The 24,184-nt window shown below is 59.6% G+C and carries 21 protein-coding genes; 13 read left to right on the plus strand and 8 right to left on the minus strand.

Annotated features, from left to right (window positions below):
• Positions 1 to 305 precede the first annotated feature (305 nt).
• Complete coding sequence (locus AC5RWD_RS15855; protein WP_494020925.1) at positions 306 to 1,388, plus strand: hypothetical protein; 1,083 nt, start codon at positions 306 to 308, stop codon at positions 1,386 to 1,388.
• Between the two features lie 1,733 nt (positions 1,389 to 3,121).
• Here the strand turns inward: AC5RWD_RS15855 and AC5RWD_RS15860 are convergent.
• Together AC5RWD_RS15860 and AC5RWD_RS15865 are read right to left on the minus strand one after the other, a co-directional pair.
• A complete protein-coding gene (locus tag AC5RWD_RS15860) occupies positions 3,122 to 3,832 on the minus strand; it encodes a hypothetical protein (protein WP_494020926.1) in 711 nt (236 codons plus the stop codon).
• 301 nt (positions 3,833 to 4,133) lie between these two features.
• Positions 4,134 to 5,174 (minus strand): hypothetical protein, encoded by a 1,041-nt coding sequence (locus AC5RWD_RS15865; protein WP_494020927.1) that lies wholly within the window; start codon positions 5,172 to 5,174, stop codon positions 4,134 to 4,136.
• Positions 5,175 to 5,258: 84 nt separating this feature from the next.
• Here AC5RWD_RS15865 and AC5RWD_RS15870 point away from each other — a divergent pair, with 84 nt between their 5' ends.
• The 3 genes from AC5RWD_RS15870 (at position 5,259) to AC5RWD_RS15880 (ending at position 9,086) form a co-directional block, all read left to right on the plus strand.
• Entirely contained in the window at positions 5,259 to 6,725 is a 1,467-nt protein-coding gene (locus AC5RWD_RS15870) for a S8 family serine peptidase (RefSeq protein ID WP_494020928.1), read from the plus strand.
• Between the two features lie 570 nt (positions 6,726 to 7,295).
• Positions 7,296 to 8,051, plus strand: coding sequence for a hypothetical protein (locus AC5RWD_RS15875; protein WP_494020929.1), 756 nt, complete (start codon positions 7,296 to 7,298; stop codon positions 8,049 to 8,051).
• A gap of 294 nt (positions 8,052 to 8,345) precedes the next feature.
• A complete protein-coding gene (locus tag AC5RWD_RS15880) occupies positions 8,346 to 9,086 on the plus strand; it encodes a hypothetical protein (protein ID WP_494020930.1) in 741 nt (246 codons plus the stop codon).
• Between the two features lie 111 nt (positions 9,087 to 9,197).
• Here the strand turns inward: AC5RWD_RS15880 and AC5RWD_RS15885 are convergent, their stop codons facing one another.
• From AC5RWD_RS15885 to AC5RWD_RS15910, 6 genes are all read right to left on the minus strand, one after another.
• Positions 9,198 to 9,341, minus strand: coding sequence for a hypothetical protein (locus tag AC5RWD_RS15885; protein ID WP_494020931.1), 144 nt, complete (start codon positions 9,339 to 9,341; stop codon positions 9,198 to 9,200).
• 513 nt (positions 9,342 to 9,854) lie between these two features.
• Positions 9,855 to 11,684: an AAA family ATPase gene (locus AC5RWD_RS15890; RefSeq protein ID WP_494020932.1), complete on the minus strand. Its 1,830-nt coding sequence runs from the start codon at positions 11,682 to 11,684 to the stop codon at positions 9,855 to 9,857.
• Entirely contained in the window at positions 11,681 to 12,139 is a 459-nt protein-coding gene (locus tag AC5RWD_RS15895) for an ABC-three component system middle component 2 (protein WP_494020933.1), read from the minus strand. Before AC5RWD_RS15895 ends, AC5RWD_RS15890 begins: the two co-directional genes overlap by 4 nt.
• A complete protein-coding gene (locus tag AC5RWD_RS15900) occupies positions 12,140 to 13,234 on the minus strand; it encodes an ABC-three component system protein (RefSeq protein ID WP_494020934.1) in 1,095 nt (364 codons plus the stop codon).
• Between the two features lie 385 nt (positions 13,235 to 13,619).
• Positions 13,620 to 14,219, minus strand: a complete 600-nt coding sequence (locus AC5RWD_RS15905) for a recombinase family protein (RefSeq protein WP_494020935.1) — start codon at positions 14,217 to 14,219, stop codon at positions 13,620 to 13,622.
• 511 nt (positions 14,220 to 14,730) lie between these two features.
• Positions 14,731 to 17,592 carry an ATP-binding protein gene (locus AC5RWD_RS15910; RefSeq protein WP_494020936.1) on the minus strand — a complete coding sequence of 954 codons (2,862 nt, stop codon included), beginning with the start codon at positions 17,590 to 17,592 and terminating at the stop codon, positions 14,731 to 14,733.
• Positions 17,593 to 18,267: 675 nt separating this feature from the next.
• Between AC5RWD_RS15910 and AC5RWD_RS15915 the strand changes: the two genes are divergently transcribed.
• The 9 genes from AC5RWD_RS15915 to AC5RWD_RS15955 all read left to right on the plus strand — a co-directional run bounded on the left by AC5RWD_RS15915 (position 18,268) and on the right by AC5RWD_RS15955 (position 24,168).
• Entirely contained in the window at positions 18,268 to 18,393 is a 126-nt protein-coding gene (locus tag AC5RWD_RS15915) for a hypothetical protein (protein WP_494020937.1), read from the plus strand.
• A 67-nt stretch (positions 18,394 to 18,460) separates the two neighbouring features.
• Positions 18,461 to 18,586: a hypothetical protein gene (locus AC5RWD_RS15920; RefSeq protein WP_494020938.1), complete on the plus strand. Its 126-nt coding sequence runs from the start codon at positions 18,461 to 18,463 to the stop codon at positions 18,584 to 18,586.
• A 51-nt stretch (positions 18,587 to 18,637) separates the two neighbouring features.
• Positions 18,638 to 18,856, plus strand: a complete 219-nt coding sequence (locus tag AC5RWD_RS15925; RefSeq protein WP_494020939.1) for a hypothetical protein — start codon at positions 18,638 to 18,640, stop codon at positions 18,854 to 18,856.
• A 91-nt stretch (positions 18,857 to 18,947) separates the two neighbouring features.
• On the plus strand, positions 18,948 to 19,073 hold the full coding sequence (locus AC5RWD_RS15930; protein WP_494020940.1) for a hypothetical protein: 126 nt from the start codon (positions 18,948 to 18,950) through the stop codon (positions 19,071 to 19,073).
• A gap of 33 nt (positions 19,074 to 19,106) precedes the next feature.
• A complete protein-coding gene (locus AC5RWD_RS15935; protein ID WP_494020941.1) occupies positions 19,107 to 19,232 on the plus strand; it encodes a hypothetical protein in 126 nt (41 codons plus the stop codon).
• A 56-nt stretch (positions 19,233 to 19,288) separates the two neighbouring features.
• Positions 19,289 to 19,414 (plus strand): hypothetical protein, encoded by a 126-nt coding sequence (locus AC5RWD_RS15940; RefSeq protein WP_494020942.1) that lies wholly within the window; start codon positions 19,289 to 19,291, stop codon positions 19,412 to 19,414.
• A gap of 412 nt (positions 19,415 to 19,826) precedes the next feature.
• Positions 19,827 to 20,795, plus strand: a complete 969-nt coding sequence (locus tag AC5RWD_RS15945) for a calcium-binding protein (protein ID WP_494020943.1) — start codon at positions 19,827 to 19,829, stop codon at positions 20,793 to 20,795.
• A gap of 407 nt (positions 20,796 to 21,202) precedes the next feature.
• Positions 21,203 to 22,318 carry a tetratricopeptide repeat protein gene (locus AC5RWD_RS15950; protein ID WP_494020944.1) on the plus strand — a complete coding sequence of 372 codons (1,116 nt, stop codon included), beginning with the start codon at positions 21,203 to 21,205 and terminating at the stop codon, positions 22,316 to 22,318.
• A gap of 167 nt (positions 22,319 to 22,485) precedes the next feature.
• The gene (locus AC5RWD_RS15955) at positions 22,486 to 24,168 is read left to right on the plus strand and encodes a peptide ABC transporter substrate-binding protein (RefSeq protein ID WP_494020945.1); all 1,683 of its coding nucleotides are present in this window, start codon (positions 22,486 to 22,488) and stop codon (positions 24,166 to 24,168) included.
• The last annotated feature ends 16 nt before the right edge of the window (positions 24,169 to 24,184 follow it).

A 24,184-nucleotide genomic window follows, 5' to 3' on the forward strand; every position in this document is an offset into this window, starting at 1 on the left:
AGATCCCGGGGGTCGTAGGCCAGCGTGTAGGACCTCAACCGGCGGTGCTCTCGACTCCAGTGCATCTTCGTTTTCCCGGGACGAGACCGTGACGATACGAGAGGCACGAAGCCCGGGCAAAGACCAGGGGCGCCGAAGATCCCCTAAATCCGACGCGGCCAATTCAGTAGGAAACTGCGTTCCGTCGTCGTTGGGGTGGCTTGACCGATGAGCATTAGGTTGCAATGTTTACCGTTGGAGACGAGGAACAGTGACGGTTTGCCCAAGAGTGCACGGGTGGATCCGAACGGAAGCGGGACGCAGCCATGAGTGGAATACTGATTCGCCAAGGTGACGGAACCTGGCTTGAGCCAGCCGATGCCGGCTACGCCTTGGAGTCTGAACTGCAGGAGATCTTGGCGGCACACCCGGAGCTCATTCCGGGAGTCAGCGCGGCCGCGAGAACCTGCCGGGAATTCCAATCGGACGTTGGTCCTGCGGACATTGTTGTCGTGGACTCGACAGGGGAGTTGACGCTGGTCGAGTGCAAACTGGCGTCGAACCCGCAGATCCGGCGCGAGGTGGTGGGGCAGATGTTCGACTATGCCTCTCGTCTGTGGAAGATGGATGTCGAAGAGTTCGCCGCGCAATGGCGGGCACGTACATCCACTGCGTTATTTCTCGATGACGCCGACGGTGGGCTTTCTCTAAGAGAGTCCCTCGCCCAGAACCTAGCGGAGGGCAGGTTCCGCATCGTCCTCGCCGTGGACGTCATCAACCCGGCGCTTAAGAGGATGGTCGAATACCTCAATGCCATGGCAGGGCCGGGGACGGCGGTGATCGCCGTTGAGTATTCTCGGCTCCGGCAGGGCTCCATCGAGATTCTGATGCCCCATGTCTATGGGCAGGAATTGGCCGAAGCCAAATCGGCTCCGGATAGAGGCGACCTGATTACGTGGGATGAGGATACTTTCCGTTCCTGGCTGCAAGAGCATGACCGGGATAATCTCGACCGGTTCGATTTCTTCCTCACCACCGCACGCTCAGCGGGATTGACGTTCGTCGGCTCCAAGACGGTCAAGAAGCCCGCTGGGAACCTGCCGATCTTCGACCACCGCAATATTCGCCTGGGCACCGTATCCCTCTTGACCTTCAGCAGTCAGGGAACATCGGTGGAATTCAACTTCACGCGAATGTCCAAGATGTCTGATGAAGAATTGCCGGACGTTTCAGTGCTGGATTCGTTCCTGCGACAGCTGGCAGATATCCCTCCACTCCAGGATGTGGCGTCGAACCTCCGGTCCAGCCGCTTCGCCAGCCGCAAACCGAATGTACCGCTATCCGATCTATCGACCGATGCCATCCAGAAGGCGGTCGGCGCGCTGACTACCCTTACCGGCACCAAATAACCGTCTCCGGCCGCCAGAATCGTGTCGTCCAGACTCCTCGCCTGTGAAACGTGCCCCGACACAACCATTGAAACCCTTGCAGATGCTTGTGCGGACGGGTTCGGAATCATGACCGCCGGTGGATCTGCAGCCCCGGGTCCCCGCAGCTACGGTGGCAAGCCCAGTCACGGAACGTGAGGTACGCGGTACCGTCAGGCGCGGTACTTTCGGCGATATCCACGATCAGGGAGAGGGGTTCGCCCTCCTGCAGAAGCGCCCCACATACACCGCAGATCTCGGCGGCGGCAGCGGCGGCCACCACATAACTCGTGGTATCGCTGCCTTTGAAGGACTCCAATCGACCGTCCCAGGCGACATTGCGTGTGACCGGCATGTCATTAAGTGTGCCAGCCCCAGATGGCAGCCAGCCGAACAATTGCTGGTAGCCAGCCCAGAATTTCCGCAGCGTCGCAGCGTCGCAGCACCCCTGCACCGGCCGGACCTGCACGACGGTGTGGTCAGGTCCGGCGATCCCGGTCGTGCGTGCTAAATGCACTGGCGGCAAGAGCTGGTTTGACGAGTTCAGTGAGTTGCCCGGGGGCGGGAGGGTTGGTCAGGCATGCCGCGGCGCCAAGGCCATGCCAGTCATCTCATCATCGGCTTCCGACGTGCCCCTGAACCCGTTGCCGACAGGATGAACACCTGGAGGGACCTCCGTTCAAAACAGTGACACTGCGGGTGGGCCGGCGGCGGCTGCGGGAGGCGTGCCCGCGTCACAGGCACTACCGCCGCCGGCCCAGCTTCGGTGATTCAGTTCCAATTATCTCCCGCCAGTAGCTTTCTGGAACAGCGAACGGAAAGCGGTTTGCGGCGGCATTCATCCATGACTACCCCTTCGTAGGCCGGAAGATCATGGTCCCACCGGTACCTACTGCCACTGATGTATTATCGACGGCCCGTAGGAAGCACCTGGATTCGAAGAAGTCCTTTTAAGCACTCTTTCTGTTGCTGAAGCCAGCCTGGTTGCGGCTGAATGTGGGCAACGCTTGGTTACGCAAGTGGAGGCTGTTATGTCTCGCAACCCTTGGAAAATGAGACGTCTCGCCGACTCAACAACAGCAAACGGGGAGTTGCCCTGGCCTGTGGCATCGCCCGCGGTCTCCCGGGCTGCACTTCTCGTAACTATGTCTCACAGCCTTCTGGTGGAATCTGCATAAGCCCGTCGGTTATGAGACACAGTCGCCAGCCACGGACCAAAGTAAATGTGCGAGACAGAAACTGTGAAGCAAGACTTGGAAACGCTCTTCCCAGTGGGGGTGGTGGACAGTCAATAGCGACCGTTTCTGGATGCGCTCCTGGGCGCAATGGGGGAGTGGCCGATTGGTGGCGCTGTTCTCGAACTGCTCAGGCAGTGATTCAGAGAGAATCAATAACGGCCGTTTCTGCACGTCAGCGGGCCATTCCGGTGGCGGAAGAAAATGCTGCGCAAGGCCCCTGGCCCGGCTGAGCGGGGGTGCCCTTTCCTGGGCCGGCGGACTGGCCCAAGGCGCTTCACCGGCCAGCTGCCAACAGGCCGACCTTCGAGGATAAGCCGGCGATCTTCAAAGGTGCCGTCCGGTAACGAGATCCAGGAGAAGGCTTCAGTAAGACGCCGCGGCTTCTCTTCATGCCTTCTGTTAGCTCACGTTGGTGCTATCGGTTCCTCTGGTTCGTCCGCATAAGGTCCCGCGAAAGAGGGGTCGAGTGCCAAGGGGCTATCTTCGAAGCCCGTCGTGCCAAGAGCAGGCTCCCTGCTTGCCCTTGCTTTGGGTTGTCTCACCATCGGCGCAGTAGCCAAAGCTTCCGCCCGTGCTTCGGGGCATGTCGAGAAGCCCCCCGCTAACGTCGACATGATTCTCTTGGCCCCAGTCCATCAGCTCCAGGTTGAAGTCACCTACACGACGAATAAGGTCCATTTCTCGCTGATGAAGGAGGTTCCTAAGGAGCAAAGACCATGAGATTCCGGCGACAGAACTCATGCTGACACCGTTGTTGCAGCCATTAATGGCTGCTCCTGCCCTGTTCCATTCGGCTAATGATTGCTGGTCTTCAGGATCTAGGCCTGTGGTGGATTCAGATATCAGAAGGCCTTCGCCTGTAGTGGCGAAGTCGGTGCAAACTGCATCCTGCAGACGATCCCACTCAAGCCTTGTGAGTGTAATTCCATGCAACCTATATTGCGCCGAAACAGCTGTATATATGTGGTCAGCGTCCGGCATCGCCGGTTGTAGCGTCGGTCGCGGCGTCATCGGCTCGGGCGTGTAGGCCGGTGGCGTGTAAGTCGATGGCATGTAGGTCGATGGTGCATCAGTTGATGGCGCGACGGACCCGGCCGGCACGGCAGGAAGAGCTGAGGTACAGGATGTGAGTCCCGCAATGGCAACGAGATATAGCACCGACGCCGCAACGGTGCCCTTGATATTCATGAATGCAGGGTACGCCATTTCGAGTGGGCCTCTTACCTGCAGGTAGTGCGGTGTTGAAGAGCTCTTGGCTTGGTAGACGCGAGAAGGCTACTGCCGCTCGAAGCGTGCGGGTCAATAACGACCGATTATGAGACGGTCGCCGTTGCCCCTTCCTGTGGCTTTCGGCAATAAATGGCGGCGTTTTCACGTCGCTATCTGGCGCTTGATAGTGCTGTCCCTGAGGGGATCAGCGGAGGCTACCGACCCGTCAGGAGTGCGTTCGCGAGTCACGAACTTCATCAACGGCCTGATTAGGCCGTGGTCACGCCTCCGCTAGTCGTTTTAGATCGTGGAAACCGTCCCACACCTGAAACCCGACGAAGCCAATGACCGCGGCGACTAGTGCGAGAGCCGCAATCTGGACCTGCGGAAATACCTTTGTGCCCGTAAGCGCTGTGACGACAATGTCGAACTTGTCGACGGCTTTACGGCCCCTGGTGATGAAGCCGATCCGCGTGAGCTGGTTCATCGTAGCCTTGTCAAGGCTGGGCTCGAGTTCCAATACCCGATCTGCCGGCAGCGCGTCCCACGTTTCTTCAGCGCCGGGTCGTCCGAGCAGCGCCCCGAGCAGCTCACCCAGGATACCGGGGGCACCATCGACTAGCTTGTCCGCGACCTTTTTGACCAGCTCGTCAAACTTAGATTGAAAGCCGTCGGGCAACATCTTCCGTAGTTTGGTCACGACCCACTCGACGACGCGCACGGCAGCCTTCTTGAGCCACGAAAGCGCGTTCTCGACGGCATCGAATGCCTTCTTAGCTTTGTCGGCCGCCACTACAGCGATGCCTTTCACTCCGCCTACGACAGCTGCATGCACCGTGGGACTCTTCGCAAGCTCGACGAGCTCTGTTCCTCCGGCGTCTTGCAGTTCGTCGAACTTGCCCCTAACCGAGTCGGGTAGCTTCCTTGGCGTCGGTTCCCCGACGCCCTCCGCCGAACTCTTCAAGGCCGCCATGTGCACCCGCGCTTCATCGAAAGAAACTGAGCCGCCATCAACCCCCATTTCACTGAAGACCGAGGGCTCCTGGCTGGCGGTCAGAAGAACATTCGTGACCTCGAGGTTACCGAGCAGGATGTCGATGCCTCCGAGCTCGCCTGCCGCGTCGACGGCAACATCAGCCGCAGTGAGCAGGCGGTCGATTCTTGCGTCTAGTTCCCCGTGCGGGTCGTCGATTCCCTCGGCTGAAAACGGCGCGAATTCGCCTTCGTCGACCGGCGCCGCAATCTCCGCGAAATCGATCACGCTTTCGGCGCGCAACCTCCAACTCTCCGTCGCAGCCGAGACGTTGTCCGTTTCTCCCATGACCTCTCCTTCGGGCTTTATCGTCCGAGGGTTGCTCAAGGCCGCTTCGGGTACAACTCGATAAAAATGCAAGGTAGCAGAGCCATGGGAAAAGAAACAGAGGACTGCTTCACGCTATTCGACAACGGTCGGAGTGCGTGCCTGAGTCCGCCCCGATCGGAGACGATCGCTCTCTCCAACACGCAATTTCTCGTATTGACATCCCACACCGAATACGGAGCAGTTCTGTCATCCGTTCGCGACCTTGGCTTACGGGCGAGACCATATCGCCTCGTACCCGTAATCGAAATAAATTCAAACCCCGATCAGATCCAACATATCCGAAGAATCCCGGGAGTTGAGAAGGTCGTCCCCGCGCTCGGGGCGCTCGAGCAGTCGCGCACGTTCGCGAACGGTATCGACGTGCTTCTCCAGATCGCGCGCGCCCAGAACGCGGGAAATCGCGACGGGCTCTTGTTCCCAGGGCGGGCCCTGGGCGATGCGCAGGGTTATCCGGTGCACGTGCGCGACCGCGGGATTGATTTCGATGATGAGCTAGATTGGCCCTCGCCCCCCGCGCTCGTTCCCGTCATCAACGTCAGTGCCGGTCCCGGGTCGCCGGACTTCCCCTTCGTCTCGAACGACATTGTCAATATCGCGACTCTGGCAGGATCAATCGCCGACGTCCTGCTCGTGTTGGCTGCAGGTAACTGTGGTGCGCAAGGTGAAGGATCCGTAGCGGCATGGGCACGCGCCCCTTGGGTGCTGTCAGTCGGTGCGACGGTGGACGAGACGGGGTCCAAACTCGCTCCCTACTCCGCGATCGGAACCCCAGATGACCCGAATTCCGGACCGGATCTTGTGGCGGACGGGCGATCATATGTAGCTCCCCACCCTGAGGGGACGTCGTTCGCAGCCCCAAAGGTGACCTACTTCGTCCGGGTCGTAGTCGCCGCAATCTGTCAGTTGGGCCGCGAAGTACGCGTGCAGGAGGGCGCGGACCCGCATGGCATTCCCCTCGTGGGATGCGGAATCGTCGATCGCTTCGGGTCTTCGATCTGGACCAGCCCTCGTAATCTTTTAACCCTCACTGCACTTCCCGTCGTCGGCGTTGACCCAACGGCTGTCGCCGCTTGCCTTGCGGTCGCGAAGCGAGCGGGCGCTGTTTTGGACGTGGTTGGCACTCCCGAGATCGTCCGCTCACTGCTGCTCACGGCGGCCCAACCGATGCCAGGTTACGGCGCTCACCAGGTTGGCGCGGGGTTCGTCAACACGGATGCTGTCCTCGACCGCCTCGCGGCGATAAGTGGTCTTGACGTGGTACGTCTGTTCGATCGCGCGGCGGTCAATCTCACAGACGAGGCTGCAAATGAGCTACGTACACTACGGGTATTTGACGCAGGACAGCTGAAGGACTTAGCAAACATCATTTCCGTCACCGGCCCGCTGTTCGCCTACGACTACCGGGGAGAGCGAGTCGCAGCCCAGCCTCTTCATCCAGAGGATGTCCGGTCGCTGCCAATCTTTGAGCGCACGCTAGGAGTATCAGCTGGGCCGCTTGACTTCGTATAGCCCGAGCAAGCACTGCTGACGCACATCGAAATCCGTGGCCGACAAGCGCTGCATGCGAGGCTGCGAAGTGCCTTTTACCATCGCAGGCAGGTGGCGGCGACAGCGCTGGATCATGCGGTACTACTGACGTTTTCGATGGTGTGCTGACGGACCGGGAGCTAAGTCAGCTAAAGCTCTCGGGTATCGACAGCGAGAAGACGCGCCGCCGTCGCGCCGGACACGGGTTCCCGTGGTTCCGTGCAGTCTCACTGTCAGCCTCTCCATAGAAGTTGCGGACCTAGTCATTGTGCTTTCCATCCCGCCGCCGAGGGTCGTCCGCTCAAGCCACTCCAGGACGACACTGGCATTGCCGTCTTCCTCGACAATAGCCCCAGAACCATTCCGGATAGGCCCACGAGGAACATTGGAGCGAAAACCACCGAGCGGCCCCGAATACATCCTTACTTGCCATCTGAGGATGGGGCATGGTGTCCGTAAGCCGGTCCTCCAGCCGGCCGCTGCTCAGTCCCATACAGCGGTTTTTCAAAATCGCCGCGGTTCCGGGGCCCTTGACCTTCCGTATGGACCGCCATGGCCAAGCACGGCGCCACCGACCCCTACAGTCTCGAAACGCAGCTGCACAAGCACAATATTCGCCCCGAAACCTGGGCATGGAGGAACGCCGACTACAGCCAATACGAATCCCGCACCACACCAATAGGGCAACGTGTCTACGGCGACCGCCAAGTCACGGGCCCCTGGGGCAGAGGCAGCGACGGCAGCGTCGTCAGCCACATCTGGATCAGCGCAGCCCTTATCAACATGCTCACCGCGATCCCCGGCGTAACAGTCTTCCACCGCCTCCGGGCCCCCGGCACACCACGGAAACCACTGAACACGAAGTTCCCCATCGAGCACGCCGTCCTGCACGGCTCCAGTGTCTACCTGATTGACCCCAACAGCTCCTACTGGCCCAGGCTGTCCCTGGGATGGACGCAGAAGCGGAACGGCCGGTACGGCATCGGCCCGCAGGCGCACTTCAGCTACAACCACGAAGGCCTCGCCGACGGCGCCCGCCGCTTCATGACCCTCCCTGGGATTCAGCAAGTGATCCCAATGCTCGGCATGAATATCACCCCGCTACCGGGCATAGATTCCAGCCGCAACCCGCCGATCACACCCGAGGTGCGGTGGTCGCCCCAAGGCGTAGGGCTATTCACGATCAACGAGATGATGGACTTCATCAGCTCCAGTCTCATCGCCACTTTGCCGTCCTGGAAGGACAACCCGGGGCTCCGGACCGCCATGATCGATCTGCAGGAACGGACCCTCTTTACCTTCAACTGATCATCGCCGGCTCAGAGCGTTTTGCGGTGGACGAGGCTCCGGGAGCATCACTCTTCCGAGATGAGGTTTGGCCGAACGAGTATCTGCCTGCCGTTCGGGATGGTCAATAACGACCGTTTCTGGGTGTGCTCCTTGGGGACTTACGGGCGAGCGGCCGTTCTATGCACTCAAAGGGGTTGTACTCTGTGCTCCATGGCGAAGTTTCGAGTGCAGGTGCCATTCGAACCGGTATCCCATGAGGATTTGCGGTCAAGCGTTATAGCTGAGTTGCCGGATACCGAGTTGCCTCAAGGTATGACCTTGCGTCGCAGCGGGGAGGCATACGTAACTGAAGTTGAGGTCTCGAGCCAGGATCCGGGGACAGCCAAACTAGACGCCATCCGGCTCGTTGAGGACTTTCTTGCCATTCTTGCCGCTTGGAACTGCGCATTCCAAGTCCGTATCTCGGGCATTCAGGCAGAAGTCGTTGAGAGTGACCAAGGAGTTGTATTCATAGAGTCCCACGTCGCTGCGATTGCCCGTCGAGGAGACCTTGAGGCTGAGGCTGCTGTGTTCGAACGCCGTGATGAACTGCCTGAATATGTGAAGAGCTGCCTGGAGTTGAATTACATACTCGTCCTTTCTTCCCGCCCCGAAAACCGCTGGCTTCTCTCTGTTACTGGGCTGGAAGCGTTGGCAGTAGGGACTATTGGGGATCAACCAAGGGTTTCCACAATGCTTACTAAGCAGGGGCGGCGCGAACTTAGGTCAAAGCTTGAACCGGTTCTGTCAGCTGCGGGACTAGACGAAGTGAGTGATCGGGTCATTAATAGTGTCTTTTACACAACCCAGAATCGGGTTCCCGACCACGTCCGGGCGTTTCTGTCCACCGTGAGCATCAGAGACATTGCGTCAGACGACATCGATGAGTGGTGGCGGAAGAGGGGCAACATCGCTCATGGCCAGGCAGTAGTCCTGGATCCCACTCGCCTGCAACAGCTGACCGATGTATTTCAAAAAGCTTTGCGGCGGGCGGCCGGCGCTGAAGAGATTTGATGTCCCTTGGCATCCATCTCGTCCGACGGGGTCTCGCTTTTCGCGAGCACCGACCAGCCGAGTCGTTGCATCTCCCAAGGATGCGGGGCTGCATTTTCGACTTTCTCGAGGTCATGACAGACGTCGGATTTCCCCGGAGGAGAGCTGGATATGGAGCGGCAGCACCATCTGGATGGGATTAGTGCCGACTGGTTCGTCGAGCAGTTCGTTGATCGAGGTCTGACCTTCCAGCTCGCCGACTTGGTTCGCTTCCATTTACAGACCCTATGCGCGCCTGTCTGTGGCGAAAGCGCGGACACGCGCGTCGGCGGAGGATAGGGCGGGGGAATCTCTGCCGATGAGCGTTGGATCAGTCTTTTGTCGCCGTCTGGCGGGGGAGGGGCGCTCCGGCCTTGCTTAGGTGAAGGGCCGCCGTCAGGCTACCGAACCTGGTACCCGCGGACTTTGGCCAGGGCGAGGGGCTTGGCGCCCCTCTCCCTGGCCTGAGTGGGGTCTGCCGGTTATGGGGCTAGCGGCGGGTGTCGTCGATGCCGTCGATGCCATTGGTGTCGATGGGTTGTTCCTTGCGGACTTCCTCCTCGGCGGTGACTTCATCCGTCACGGTTTCCTTCTCAGCAACGGGGCGTTCCTCGTGGAGGGTGACTTCGTGTTCCGACAGGGCTGGTTGTGGCGGGCGGACCCCAAGCCAACCGGAGACTTTGCAGGGGGAAAACCAGGAAGGGCCGGCTCTAATGAGCAGGCCCTTCCGCTTTGTTTTCAGCTAGCGGTCTATGGCCTTCCTGATGCGGTCGGGAACAGCCCGTATCTTCCTTGGCCTTCCCTCTTCGTGAACCTGACGACAGATATGTCTGGTGATGCTTCGGCAGGGGGATCTTGGTTTTCGAGGACAATTGCCTGGCCGTCGAACTCCGTGGCCAAATACCGGTAAAAGGAATCGGAAACGGACGTCGGGATAGCTTCATCTTCACCAGGATCTGGTTGTCGATAGGTAACCAGGGGAGAGTCAAGTACGACGAAGCCGGGGTGTGGATTTTCTCTGCGTAGACAATAGTCGGCCAGAGCGAGTGAGAACGCAGAGTGGAGTAGTGCTCTGGTGCCTTTCCCTCTGGAACCCCGAGGGCGCCCATCTAGGATCAACTCAGTCTTCTCGTCCAAGCGCGCTGTGCTAGTTCCTGTCATCCCCCATTTGCGGAGGATCTCGGCAATCAAGGATGCAAGTTCGCGCCGCTCTTCGTCGCCGGCTGGCCCTCCATTGCTGGGCTTCGTTCCCTCTAGTTCAATCGTGCTTCGCAGGCTCTCGATGCTTTGTATTTGCTCTTGGGCTGATAGGGCACGCTCTATCTTGCCTTTGGCAGCAACGAGTTCGTTGAGGTCATTCTTCTTTGGTGATAGAGCTTTATCTAGCTCTGTCACCCTAGTTCCAAGCTCTCCCATAGTTTGGCGAGCAGCGTGGATCATCTGCTGTGTGTCCCGCTTCTCGGAAGCCATCGAATCAATGGTCGCTTCAAGATCGAAGAGCAGGGCTGCGGTCTTTGCCATTTCCGCGTCCGCCGCCTCTCTGAGCATTTCCGCGCCAGAAACGTCTTCTGGGCCGTGCTGCTGGTGTTCTCTCTGAGCACCGCACAATACGCAAATCCCGGGCTCGAACAGCCCTAATAGAGTGCCGCCCTCGGCGACCATTTCCAGTCGTTGGATGTCGGAGTGGTACTGGCTGCTCAGCAGCCCAAATCGTGCTGACAGTTCCTCAAGTTCCGCAACTCTTTCCTCATGTCGTGACAGCTCCACTCTGAGGTTTTCCCGTTCGCCTAGAACGGAATCTCGTTCCGTGACAGTTCCCTCGATCAGCGCGTAGTGCTCAGTTATTGAGGCATCCAAGCGTAGGAGTTGCTGGGTGGCATCGCCGGGAAGATCCGATAATTCGCTGGAAAGCTTTGCCACAATTTGATCGAGAAGGGCAGATTTACCGCGACTGAGCTTTTCTTCGACCTGGGATGGAGCCTCAACCAGCTCAGAGTCATCTATATCCTCTAGCAGCAGCTTCAGAACGGATTTCTCGACGGTTCCGGATGAGTACTGCCCAGAGAGAGCTGGAGCCGTCTTTGCTTGAATGCTTCCCTCTGAGATGACGCAGAGCCGGACGAGGTCTCGGAAGCTCACACCGCGTGTAGCGTTCCTGGCATTCGTTCGGACCCTTCGGTCAGCGAAGCCTAGTTCCGCGAGTAGATACTTGGACAGGCTGTTGTCGTTGTTTCCCTTATGCGCTGGTTCAAGTACTCGGTCTGCGGGTGATGTAGGGAAACCACGCAGGTCATGATTGTAGAGCTCGAACTTTCCTCCGTTGAGAGGGCGGAGCAAAGTGGTCGTTGGATTCTCATCGATACTGAAACCCAGCAGCAAGTGGGTGTATCCGTCGATCTCGGGGATGCTGCGGAGCTCCTTGCCGCCCAGCGCATAGTCGATGCTGTCGAGAATAAATGATTTACCTGTGTCAGAAGGGCCGACTATAGCGGTAAGCCTCGCGTTGAATTCGATACTTGCCGAATCCACTCCCCGCCCAATGAAGGTGAGATGTCTAAGTTTCATTCGGGCGGGAGTCATACCGTTCCGTTTCCTGGTTCTTCTTGCGTGCTATGCAACGGTGCGAGCATCAATTGATGTACTTGGGCGTCACTGAGTGCCGCGAAGTGGTGAACTGCCCAATCTGCGCGCGTTTCTAGGGCGGCTACGAGGGGAGCCTCCATCAGGCCAAGAAAGCCCGCAGCTTCTTCAGTCGCTCGATAGGAAATTCCTGCTTCAGACACGATTACTGACACCATGCCGGCGCTGCGCATCAACTGAAGGCCCTGCTCCATGACGCCCCTCTTCAGGCCGAGTTCACCTAGGGAGTTCGTCCGGTCAGGGTGAACACTTGGGAGATCACTTGCCATGCCGCTATGCAGCGTCAAGTGGTCCAGAATGGTGATCCGATTCAGATCTAGAGCCTGAGGAAATACAGCGTCAAGCAGAATGACTGCGCGGATACCCACCTCCACAGGACCGTTAAAGAGAAGCATCTATGACTCCGCTCGGATCCAGTTGAGTCGGTCATCGTTAGCCAACTGGTGGCAGAGCCCAGTACGGTCACGAGGGCGGATGATTCTGATCAAGGGACTCGAATCCAGAGGTACAGTCGAGGCTTTCTCAGTGACCTTAGCTAACCGGCTCATTCCATTGGCGTGATCCATCTGCTCGATATCCACTACGCCGTCGTAGATATCCTGTTGGAGATCGCTGAACACCGCAGCTGGCACTTGATCTCGCGCACTACCTCGCAGGTCCTCTGCGCTAAAAAAGGCTTCACGCGCGCGTTTGAAGTGCTCGCGAGAAGAAGCATCTGAGATCTCGGCTTCAGTTTTCCACGCTGTCCCATGTCGTTCGTTGTAGACCTCCACCAGCTTCTTGACGTAAACCGCTTCGCGGGCCAGGTCAACTTCTGAGGGTGTCTGCGCCAACTCCCGTGCTCGCGTGATGGGCTGGGATCCGAATCGAAGCACGTGGTTGGGTGAGCGCCGGTGAACAGACACAACATCTTCAAGGTCCTCAGCCTTAAACAAGCTGTAATCGATTTCGAGTGCCTTGGCGCGAATGTGCGCTTTCTTCTGTTCCTCCGCATGGTGGAGAGGGCTGGAACTGCCCTCCATCCAACCAAGGAAGCCCTCCTTGAGCCTGGAGGGCGAACTTAGCAGCCTGGTCAGAGTTGGACCACAGCCATGTGGTGCTAAAAATCGATACCTTCGTGGAAGGGCATACACCTCATCCACGACACCGCAGATCACTTTATACATCTCCGGGTAGGCGTCTCCGGGTTTTAAAGCCCTGTTGTAGTGCTTGCACTGAAAGCAATCCCATAGGCCGTCCGTGCCTTGCTCCGACAGCATCCCAACGACGTCCAGGCCGCGGTCCCCGCCGCCCCCTGGGATCTGGACTTGAAAGTATCCCTCCAAGGCACGGGCCCACTCATAGACGAACGTCTCCCATTCGGAAGGAGAGTAGAACGCTATGTATTGGCGAGGCAGCAAGGTAGGACCTGATACGCCCAGTGAATACGTATCAGGCCCCGGTTCCGGTAAGTCCACCAGCTCGTAGGTACCGGAGGACTCAGAAAACACGACGCTTTATCCCCAACTCTGAATTCGATCTAACTTCTGCCCACCATATTGCCTGTTGGCAGTGGAAGCGGTCAGGGTGGTGGTTTCGTGTCCTACTAGGGTGGCCGCCAGGATGCGCGAGTCTCTCCTGACTCGTGAGGTCTCCCCGGAACTCTCGCTCTTGTATCTACCCCTTGGGCCCTGTGCTTCAAGGGCACACGTCGCATCAATAACGACCGTTTCTGACCTGCCGCCGGCAAGCCTTCGAAATGTCAGTTTCCGAAGTCGTCTGCACCAGTTCATGCGGAAGGACAAGGCGAGTGCCGGCGAGTGCTGACGTAGGTTTGTCAGGAGTCGCGTGCACAAGGGGGCGGTTTTTCAAGAGTGCTCTGCACTAAAGGACTCGTCATGGTGCTGCAGCTGCGGCGGTCTTGGTCGCTGGGACCCAGCGGTACAGCGTAGGTACAGAGACGCCGAGGTTAGCGGCTACTTCTCTCGGCGGCGTTCCCTGGTTGAGCAAGGTCCGGGCCGAGCGGATCTTGGCGTCTGTCATGATTCGTTTGCGGCCTCCGATCCTGCCTTGGTCTCTTGCTGCCTGGAGGCCTGCCTGGGTGCGCTCGATCATGAGCTCATGCTCCATTTGGGCGAGCGACGCCATGACGTTGAAGAAGAAACGTCCCGACGCTGTGGTGGTATCGATGGAGTCGGTCAGGCTGATAAATCCGATTCCCTGATCGTTTAGGCCACCGGCGAAGTCCAGAAGGTCCTTTACGCTTCGGCCCAGCCGGTCAAGCTTCCACACCACCAGAGTGTCACCCTCACGCAGCTGGTCCAATGCGTTCGCCAGTCCTGGGCGTTTGGCCCGTGTGCCACTGATGGTGTCTTCGTAGATTTTGTCGCAGCCCGCGGCTCGCAGCGCATCGCGTTGTAGGCCAAGGTTCTGATCCCGTGTGGTGACTCTTGCATATCCGATGCGATGGACTGTCGGGGTCTTCTCTCTTCTCAAAACCCGATCAGGGGCTCATCGAGAAGCGTACCGAAACGAGAACTATTTGTGAGAAAAGCGGCGCTGGGAGTGTCTATCTAGAAACCAAGGCAAGTCGCTCCTTCTTGCTTCTCGATTCGATGCGCTCTCAAAATCCATCGTTATCGAGAGAACGTCGTGAGCTCATTTAAGGATCGCTTAAGCCCTCCCGGCCACCCTGTTAATACCAGCCCGAAGATTTCAGCTGGAGGTCACAACAGACCTGAAGCCCTCGCTGACTGTAGCGACTTAGAGGAGATGCTGATCATGAAGCGCATTGAGACGTGCAGGGCCCGCAACGGCCAAACAGGTGCTGGTGCCCCCCTCTCAGCCACGCTAGAAGTGCCTCGCCCGGAAAGCAGAACGTGGCCGCCCCTCAGGATGGCGGACGATCACTTCGCCACATGGGGTGGGGACCTATGGCCTGACTGCGTGGACTGACAGCCTCTTGGACCGAACAGTTATTCAGCGCAACGGCACCTTTTGCTATTGGTCAAGCCCACGGTGCTGCGTTCAAGTCCGTCATTGGTGGTTGAATGGAGGCTGATGGCGGTTGCTGCGGGAATGATGGGTCCTGCTGGTCACCCTGTGGATTAGCGGTGAGTACTTCATTGACGATCTGGGCGATAGTCAGCTCCTGTCCAGCCGCCCAGGCCAACGCGAAGGGAACGAGCCCTGCTTGAGTTCTTGCCTTGGCCAGAACCGAATCGAGATGCCGTTGTTCTGCCGGGAAGAGCGGAAGCCCCCGTTCCTTGCGATAAGCATCTACTGCCGCAAGTACGCGAATGGCGAGTTCCGTGCGGCGCGTTTCAACGTAGGCGTCTGCCAGTTGTTCGAGGAATCCCGCGATCTGGCCCTGCCCGCCAAGGTCAACTGCTCCGCTTATTGCCTCCAGGAGCAGCCGTTCAGCTCCAGGGTAATCACCTACTTGCTCCATACACTCAGCCAAATTAGTTAGGGCGATTGCTAGTATCCATCGGTCGCCCACGTGCCGGGCTAGTTCGGCACTCTCGCGGCGCAAGGCAAGAGCCTTATCGATATCACCGGAGTAGTAAGCCACCAGGCTCCGTACGATTTGGGCGCAGATGCGCGTGCGCGGGCTGGCAAGTGGCAGCGATAGCGCTTTGGTGGCCAACCGTTCCGCTGTGACATTGTCATCACGCTCCGACGCCTGCACTGCCAGACAGGCCATGCTCCAGGCAACCCCTTGGTCGTTGCCGGCGGCTTCGAATGCGTTGAGTGCCTTGTGGTGGAGGTCGGTGGCCTCGTCGTTGCGGCCCAGCATCCAGCAAAACGTCGCTGTTCCACTCAGTGCGGGTGCTCTGAGGGCCGGTGAAGCATCCGGTGTGCCAGTGACTAGCCTCAGGGCGGTTTCACACTGTTCGACCACGTCCCCGGTGAGCTCCCAGAAATGCCAGAGTTCCCCCATCAGCCGTAACGCCAGATCAGCGGATCCGTCAGGTCCGGCAGCCCACAAGAAAGCGCCGCGTAGGTCGGGAGCATCTGCATGCAGGGCGCGGAAGGCGTCCACTTGATCCGCTGTCCATAGGAGAGGGGCCACGGACTCGGCCACACCTAGGTAGTACTCGCAGTGCCGGCGCCTCACCATTGCGGCATCAGCATGTAATTCGAGACAGTCGCGGGCGAACTCGCGGATCGTCTGCAACATTGATAACCGGGCTGTTCCCTTGGAGTCGGCATAGCCGCGCAGAAGACTATGACGTGACAGTACGGCCAGCAGCTCCTCAGCGGCAGCTTCTTGAGCAGCAGGGCCTTCATCGGGAGAGGATCCGCAAATGTTAGTGACAGCGGTCACCGCCGGGTCAGCGGCGAAGACGCCTAACCGATCGAAAAGTCGCCTTTCAGCCTCACCGAGCAACTTGTAGCTCCAGGCGATGGTCGCAGTGATCGTGCGCTGACGATCCGGAAGATCGCGGAAGGCCGCCGGCAAAGCCGCAAAACTGACCTCTAACTCATACAAGAGTTCGCTCTCGCTGCGATAACGCAGTTGCGCAGCGGCTAGTTCAATCGCGAGTGGAAGACCATCCAAGCGGCGGCAGAGTCGGGTTAACACGGCAGCGTTATTGTCATTGACACTCAAATGGGGGCGCACTGTGCGGCCACGGGCCAAAAAAAGCTTTACAGCCGGCACATACTGCAGCATAAGCGGAGGCAGTGGCGGGTCGAGAGGAGGAAGCGCCAGAGGTTCGAGCTCGAATTCGTACTCCGCGCGCAGTCCGAGCGGGCGCCGGCTCGTAACCAGGATCCACAGGTTGGGGGCAGCGGTGAGCATGTCCACCACTACTGGCCAGGCCTCCTCCAAGTGTTCGAAGTTATCCAAGATCAACAACAATCGACGGGAGCGCAGAAACCGGGCCACGCTCTTTAAGGGGTCCACGCCCGCCCGGTCCTCCAAGCCAAGTGCGTCCGCTATCGTTACCGGCACCTGCCGATTTTGCGTGAGCGGAGCAAGGTCGACCCAGCAAGCGCCGTCGGCCATGGTGGTGGCGAGCCTCCCTGCAGCAGCTAATGCCAATCGGGTCTTGCCGGTCCCTCCCGAACCCGTGATCGTGATCAGCCTGCAGCCCTCGTCGACGAACAAGCTGCACAGTTCCCCAAGCTCCGTCTCACGCCCGACCAGTGGCGTGAGCTCGGAAGGAAGATTGTCCACCCGTTGCCTGATTCGTCGGCGGCCATCCAGCGCTGGAGCCGCAAGCGACGGGTCTTGCTGCAGCACCGACCGTTCCAACTCCCGCAGGCGTGGGCCCGGATCGATGCCCAGCTCATCCGCGAAGACCCTGCGCGCGTCGCGGCATGCTGCCAGAGCATCGGCCTGCCGGTCGGACCTGTACAAGGCGAGCACCAGCGCGGCCCACAGACGTTCCCGATAAGGGTTCAATGCCACCAGCGACAGCAGCTCGCCCACCAGCGCACTGTGCCGCCCCAGCGCCAAATCTATCTCAATCAGATCCTGGTACACGTCCAGCCTTGCCTCCTCCAGCTCATCCAACTCCGGCCGGAACACCTCCATGTCGGCCAAGTCAGGAAAGACCGGACCCCTGAAGAGTTGTACGGCTTGCCGGAGACACTCGGCACCCTCGAGCAAGTCTCCGTCCTGCACAGCATGCTCGCCGGCCGCGACTTGTTCGCGGAACTGCAGGAGATCAAGCTCATCCTCTTTAAGGTTCAGCACGTAGCCGCCCGGCCGACTTGCCAGCCGCTGTGAAGTCACACCTTTCGGCCGATCTGGCTCGAGGAGGCGCCGCAACGTGGCAAGGTACACCTGCAACTGAGGGCCCGGCTTTGCTGGTGGATTGTCAGCCCAAACGGCCTCCGCTAAAAAGTCAGAGGTCACGATGGAGTTGGCCCTAAGGGCCAGACACTCCAGAACAATCCGTTGCTGACCCGCGCTGACTGCGATCGGCTCGCCGCCGACGATCACTTCCAGCGGGCCCAGAGCCCGAATCCAAAGAGCGCCCACAACATTCCCTCTTCGACCCGCTCATTGCCTAAAGATCAAGCCGTCCACCTCGCACGAGGTTGTCCCTGATCGCCGTTCGCACCACTGCGGTGGACGCCTGCCTCGAAAACGACTGGGGAAAGCGAGGTCTTGGTGCTGTCTCTCCCAAGGCACGACACTCACCTCCGGGCCGGTATGCAGCGCTTCAAACCGAACCGGCAGAGGTCGGTTCCCGTTGAAGCGATTTGTTACTCAGAAGAGAAAATACGCCGAGATCAGCTCGAGCGGAAGCCACGAGTAACCTCCTCTGCCGACTGGTCGAAGGAACGACCACCCGGGAAACCAGCAAGTGACCGCACGCGTCAGTCCCTGCGTGAACAGATAGCCCGAGTCCCTCCCTTGGTTCGCGGGGACTTATATCGCCTTGGCGCTCCGTATGGTTCCGGGAGCTCTATCGACGCCGAGTCAATCCATCGCCAAGCCCGCGGACCGGGGCAAATTAAGGATCCCTTAAGCCGTCCGCAGGACCCTTAGATCACAGCAAAACAACTTATCGAAGGGAAGCACATCATGTTCCGCAAAATCTGGACCACCGCCGTTCTGACTGCCACCGCCCTCGGCTTCGCCGCCGCCACCGCTGGCCCCGCCACCGCCGGCATGGCCTTGAACCATTGCGAACCGTTGGTCTGCCGCTGACTCCGCTGCATCCGCGCAGCTCCGAACCAAGCACCAACCACCGCACACCGCAATTTAGGAGATCGTCATGTTCCGCAAAATCTGGGCCACCGCCGTATTCACCGCTACCGCCCTGGGCTTCGCCGCCGCCACCGCCGGCCCCGCTGCGGCTGGGATCCAAGCCAATCATTGCGAACCGCTTGTGCGCCGCTGACCGGCATTCTTTCCCAACAACCCGCATCTGCCACTCATTTAGGAGGTCACCATGTTCTGTCGAATCTGGATCACCGCCGTTCTGACTGGCACGGCAACCGCGCTGACCCGGCACCCGTCCCGCACACCACCAAAGGAGATCATCATGTTCCGCAAAATCTGGACCACCGCCGTACTGACCGCCACCGCCCTGGGCTTCGCCGCCGCCACCGCCGGCCCCGCCACCGCCGGGTTGTCCGTCAACCATTGCGAGCCGCTCGTGCGCCGCTGACCCCGCAGCGTCGCCGGCCAACACATCAACCACCCCAACCACTGCACCACCGCACCACCGCACCACCGCACCACCACCAAAGGAGATCATCATGTTCCGCAAAATCTGGACCACCGCCGTCCTGACCGCCACAGCTCTGGGCTTCGCTGCCGCAACCGCCGGCCCCGCAACCGCCGGCCTCTCGTTCAACCATTGCGAACCGCTCGTCCGCCGCTGACCCGGCGCACATCCCGCACCAAAGGAGATCATCATGTTCCGCAAGATCTGGACCGCCGCCGTCCTGACCGCCACAGCTCTGGGCTTCGCTGCCGCAACCGCCGGCCCCGCCACCGCCGGCATTGGCTTCAATCATTGCGAACCGCTCGTTCGCCGCTGACCGAGGCATCCCTTCCCAACCACCTTGCATAACCACACCCAAATTAGGACATCATCATGTTCCGCAAAATCTGGACCACCATCGTTCTCACGGCCACCGCGCTGGGCTTCGCTGCCGCCACCGCTGGCCCCGCGGCGGCAGGCCTTCAAGTGAATCATGGCGAGCCGCTCGTGCACCGCTGACCCGGCCGCATCCGGCACGCCGAAATCACCAACCCCGCCACACATTTAGGAGACCACCATGTTCCGCAAAATCTGGCGCCGTCCTCACCGCCAGCGCGCTCGGCTTCGCCGCCGCCACCGCAGGCCCGGCATCCGCTGGGCTACAAACCAATCATTGCGAACCGTTCGTGCGCCGCTGACCCTGGCATCCGGCACCACCCCGTAACCACCGCCCCGGCACACATTAGGAGATCATCATGTTCCGCAAAATCTGACCGCTGCCGTCCTACCGCCGCCACCGCCGGCCCCGAAGCCGTCGGCTCGGCACGAACCATTGCGAGCCGCTCGTCCGTCGCTGACAACGCGGCATCCCGTACACCGCTCAAACCACCGGCGCCGCCGGATTAACCACCTCACAGTTCAGGAAGCAACCATGTCATTCAAGCATCTCACCAAGACAGAAACACACTCCCGCTTCGGCCGCTCGCGGCGGACGGCGGCAGCCGCAGTCGCGGCACTATCTCTTGGACCCGCACTCATCATTGGTGCAGCGCCAGCCCACGCCGCTGATACGGGTGTTTATAACAAGGACCGTGTCCTGGAGATCAGGGCCTCATCAGGGACCACGAACAACATCAGAGTCGAACTCGTATTTTCAGGGTTGGCTGCCTATTTCCAGGTCACCGACACGGGAGGCAGGGTAGTTCCTGGCGGGAACTGTAAGAGCGTCAACAGGAACACAACGCGATGCCCAGTTAGCGGCATTAAGTCGCTCGCTATCCGAACCTTCGATGGGAACGACCGCGTCGTCGTGAAGCCCAAGGTGCCGACGTGGGTGGACACTGGGAGAGGCGACGACTATCTAGATTTGAGTGCCGCCGCAGACGTCGTGTATGGCGGGCCGGGCCGCGACACCATCTACGGCTGGGGCGGCGACGACGTTATCTACGGCGGCGACGGCGACGACACGATGTACGGCGGCAATGGCGTCGACACGATGTACGGCTGGAACGGGGTCGACTGGATGTACGGAGGGGAGGGGGGTGACACCATCAGGGGAGAGGCTGGCCGTGACCGGTTGTTCGGCCAAAACGGTGACGATTCTATGTTTGGCGGCCCAAGCCCTGACCACATGTACGGCAGCGCCGGCAAGGACAGGATGCTTGGAGAATCTGGGAACGACGTCATGTCGGGGGGTGCTGATAACGACAAGGTGAACGGTGGCAGCGACAAGGACACCGTGGTGGGCGATGCGGGGGACGACGAGTTGGCCGGTGGGAGCGGCGACGACCAGATTAACGGTAAGGACGGCCGGGCCAATAATGACACGCTGTGGGGTGAGACCGGGAAGGACGAATGCAAGGCAGATCCCGGCGATGTAAAGCACACATGTGAATCGTGAGCTCTGACTAGAGGTACCGATCGCTATCTGCGGCTCGTTATCAAGCCAGAGAGCGCTACATACGTGTAGCGAAGCGCCTCATGTACGGCGGCTCTGCCCGGGCGAACCTGCGGGCAGAGGCGCCGTACCCGTTCGGGGCTAGCAAGAATCTGGAGTACGGGCCCCAACCCTGTTCCGCAAACTCTGGACCACCGCCGTTCTGACCGCCACCGCCTTCGGTTTCGCCGCCGCCACCGCCGGGCCTGCCCTCGCAGGAAGCCGGCTCAACCATTGCGAGCCGCTGGTCCGACGCTGAAAATGTGCTTGGATGCAGTTTCCGGCCTGAACCGTGCTGGGACGGACCGGAGACTGCCATTAGAAAAGGGCAGGTTTTTGATGTGAGACTGAGGCACTTTAAGGCAAGAAGAATGCACCTGAAAGCCCAGACGCTGTGGCGAAGGGGCCAAGTAGAACGTGCAGAGATAACGGCGCTGAATGCACTGAATCTGTTGCCTCCTAATGTAGACAACAGTCTGGCTGATTTATCTGATCGCGTCTCGGTCTTGGAGACGCTGGCGCAATTCGCATCGGACTCCGGGAACCATTTAGAGGCGCAGCGCCGCTGTGACGAGGCTTTGCTGCTTCTGGAGCAGGCGGAACCTGGCGACACACGGGAGTCTTGGCGCGTTGCCATGCTCGTTCAAAAGGGAAACAGCCAACGGTTGGTTGCCCGGTATGAGGAGTCAGGGCTCACTCTGGCTCATGCCCTTGCCCTGTCAGAACGACTGCAAGATTCCTCTACGTTGGCTGGGCCGCTCAACGCCTTGGGGATACTAGCCAAGGACCGCGGGCTTTATGAGGAGGCCGCCACGTACTACAACAGGGCGCTAAGACTGCTGATTTCAAAAGTTGGGGTGAATGCACCGGAGTTGGCGAGCATCTTCCACAACCTGGCGGGGTTGCACCACGTTCAGGGGCAATTTGTCCAAGCCGAGGAACCTGCCCGTAGAGCGGTTATGTTGCGCCGGGAGGCGCGTCCGCCGGATGTAGCCGGACTGGCCGCCGATTTGTCGGTCCTTGGGGCTGTCCTCGCCGGGCAGGAGCGCTTTGATGAAGCTACGGTCGTCCTGTCGGAAGCCCTGAACTTATGGCGGAACCGCTATGGCGAAGAGCACTATGAGGTCGCAGTCCAGCTTCACAACCTCGCGGCTATCCAGCAGGCCCAAAAAGACTATCCCTCAGCAGAGGTCAGTTTCCGTGACGCCCTGGCAATCAAACAGTCGGTTCTCGGACCCTCGCACCCTGAAGCCGCCGCGATCCTGAACAACCTCGGCACCCTGTACTCCGACATGGGCCGGAACTGCGAAGCAATGAACTGCTACGAAGACGCGATTACGATCTTCAAGCAAACACTGGGCGATGGCCACCCCAGCACTGTTGCCGCCAGGCGGAACCGCAATGCTCTTGGGAAGGCCGTGAAGCCTGCTGCAGCAGCAGCCGAAGCCACGCCTGACCCGGGCTCTCTGCCTCACGTTGAGTCATAAATCCGTTGGTGGATCATTTTCAACCTTGATTTATCTTCACGCGAGATCCATTATTTGCACCACAAGCGGCACACATGAAATCACACAACAGGGCCGAAACAAACGTACAGAAGGCAACGGCGGCCCAACCCACTTCCCCTGTCTCACTCCAGCGACCAGGAGGGGAAATGCCCTTGAGGCGGACCCAAAGAGGCCTGTGCATGGTGGCCCTCGCCGCACTCGCCCTAACTGCATGCAGCCCTTCTGCCGACACGGCTTCCACTGATCGGGCCGGGGGCGGCCCAAGCAAGATCATCACCGCATACAGCAATGAGCCCCAGAACCCACTGCTGCCCGCGGACACCAACGAGGATTATGGCGGCCGCGTCCTTGAACTGCTTTTTGAAGGACTCCGGACATACGACGCGAACGGTAAACCCATTAATGCGCTGGCTGAATCCATCGAGACAGCGGACGCTCAGAACTGGGTCATCAAGGTCAAGCGGGGCGGCAAGTTCACCAACGGTGAGGAAATCACTGCCAAGACATTTGTGGATTCCTGGAACTTCGCGGCGCTGAGCACCAATTACCAAAACAACGGCTCTTTTTTCGAGTCCATTGACGGCTATGACGCCGTGAGCGCGGTTCGGACGACCACCGGCTCGGGCGGGAACACCACGACGACCCCGGCCCCCACAGCGCAGACAATGTCCGGTTTAGTGCTCAAGGATGACTACACGTTCTCAGTGAGGCTGTCCCAACCCGAAGCCGACTGGTCACTTCGACTGGGCTACTCGGCGTTCTTCCCCCTGCCGTCGGAGGCCCTACGTGACCCCAAGACCTACGGCGAGAACCCCGTTGGCAACGGGCCGTACAAGTTTGCCAAGGAAGGTTCCTGGATCCACGATCAGTCCATCTCTCTCCTCAGGAACGACGCATATGAGGGACCACGCAAAGCCAAGAACGGCGGTGTGACCTTCAAGTTCTACACAGACCCGGGTCCCGCCTACATCGATCTCCAGTCCGACAACCTGGACCTCATCGACACACTCCCGGCAAACGCGCTCAGGACATACAAAGTCGACTTCCAGGGCCGCTACGTGGCAAAGCCCGTGGCGCTAAACGCGACACTTATCATTCCCGGGTACAACCCGAACTTTCAGGGCGAAGCGGGCAGGCTACGTCGTCAGGCCCTTTCCCACGCCATCAACCGCGAAGAAATCTGCAGGATAATCTTCAACGGCACCTGCACCCCGGCCAAGGAGTTCACCGCGCCGGTTCTTGATGGCTACACAGAAGAGATCCCGGGCAACGAGGTATTGAACTTCGATCCGGACAGGGCCCGGGACCTCTGGGCGCAGGCGGACAAGATCAAGCCATATCAGACGTCCAAGCCGCTGCAGATTGCCTCGAACACGGACGGCGGCAATAAGGAATGGGTTGACGCAGTGGCTAACGGATTCAAAAACAACCTCGGTATCCCCGCTGAAACCCAGCCTTTTGCCAAGTTCGCGGAACTCTTGGACCAGCGCAAGGCACAGTCCCTCCCTGGTTTGACGCGCACTGGCTGGAACGGGGATTACCCGTCGCTGTACAACTTCCTCGGCCCGACCTGGGCAACTGACGGGCCCGCCAACTACGAGAAGTTTTCGCATCCGGAGTTTGACCGGCTGCTCCAGGAAGGTCTCAGATCCCGAGAGACGAGTGAGGCGAATGCGAAGTTCAACAAGGCCCAAGAAGTCCTATTCAAGGAACTCCCCGGATTGCCACTGTGGTACACGAACCGGCCTATCGTGTGGAGCAACAACGTCGTTTCCGCTGAGACCGGATGGAACGGAGCCATTCTTTATCACGACGTCGCCGCCAAATAGAGCCAGAATCACAACC

The organism is Arthrobacter sp. CMU6 (assembly GCF_059090205.1).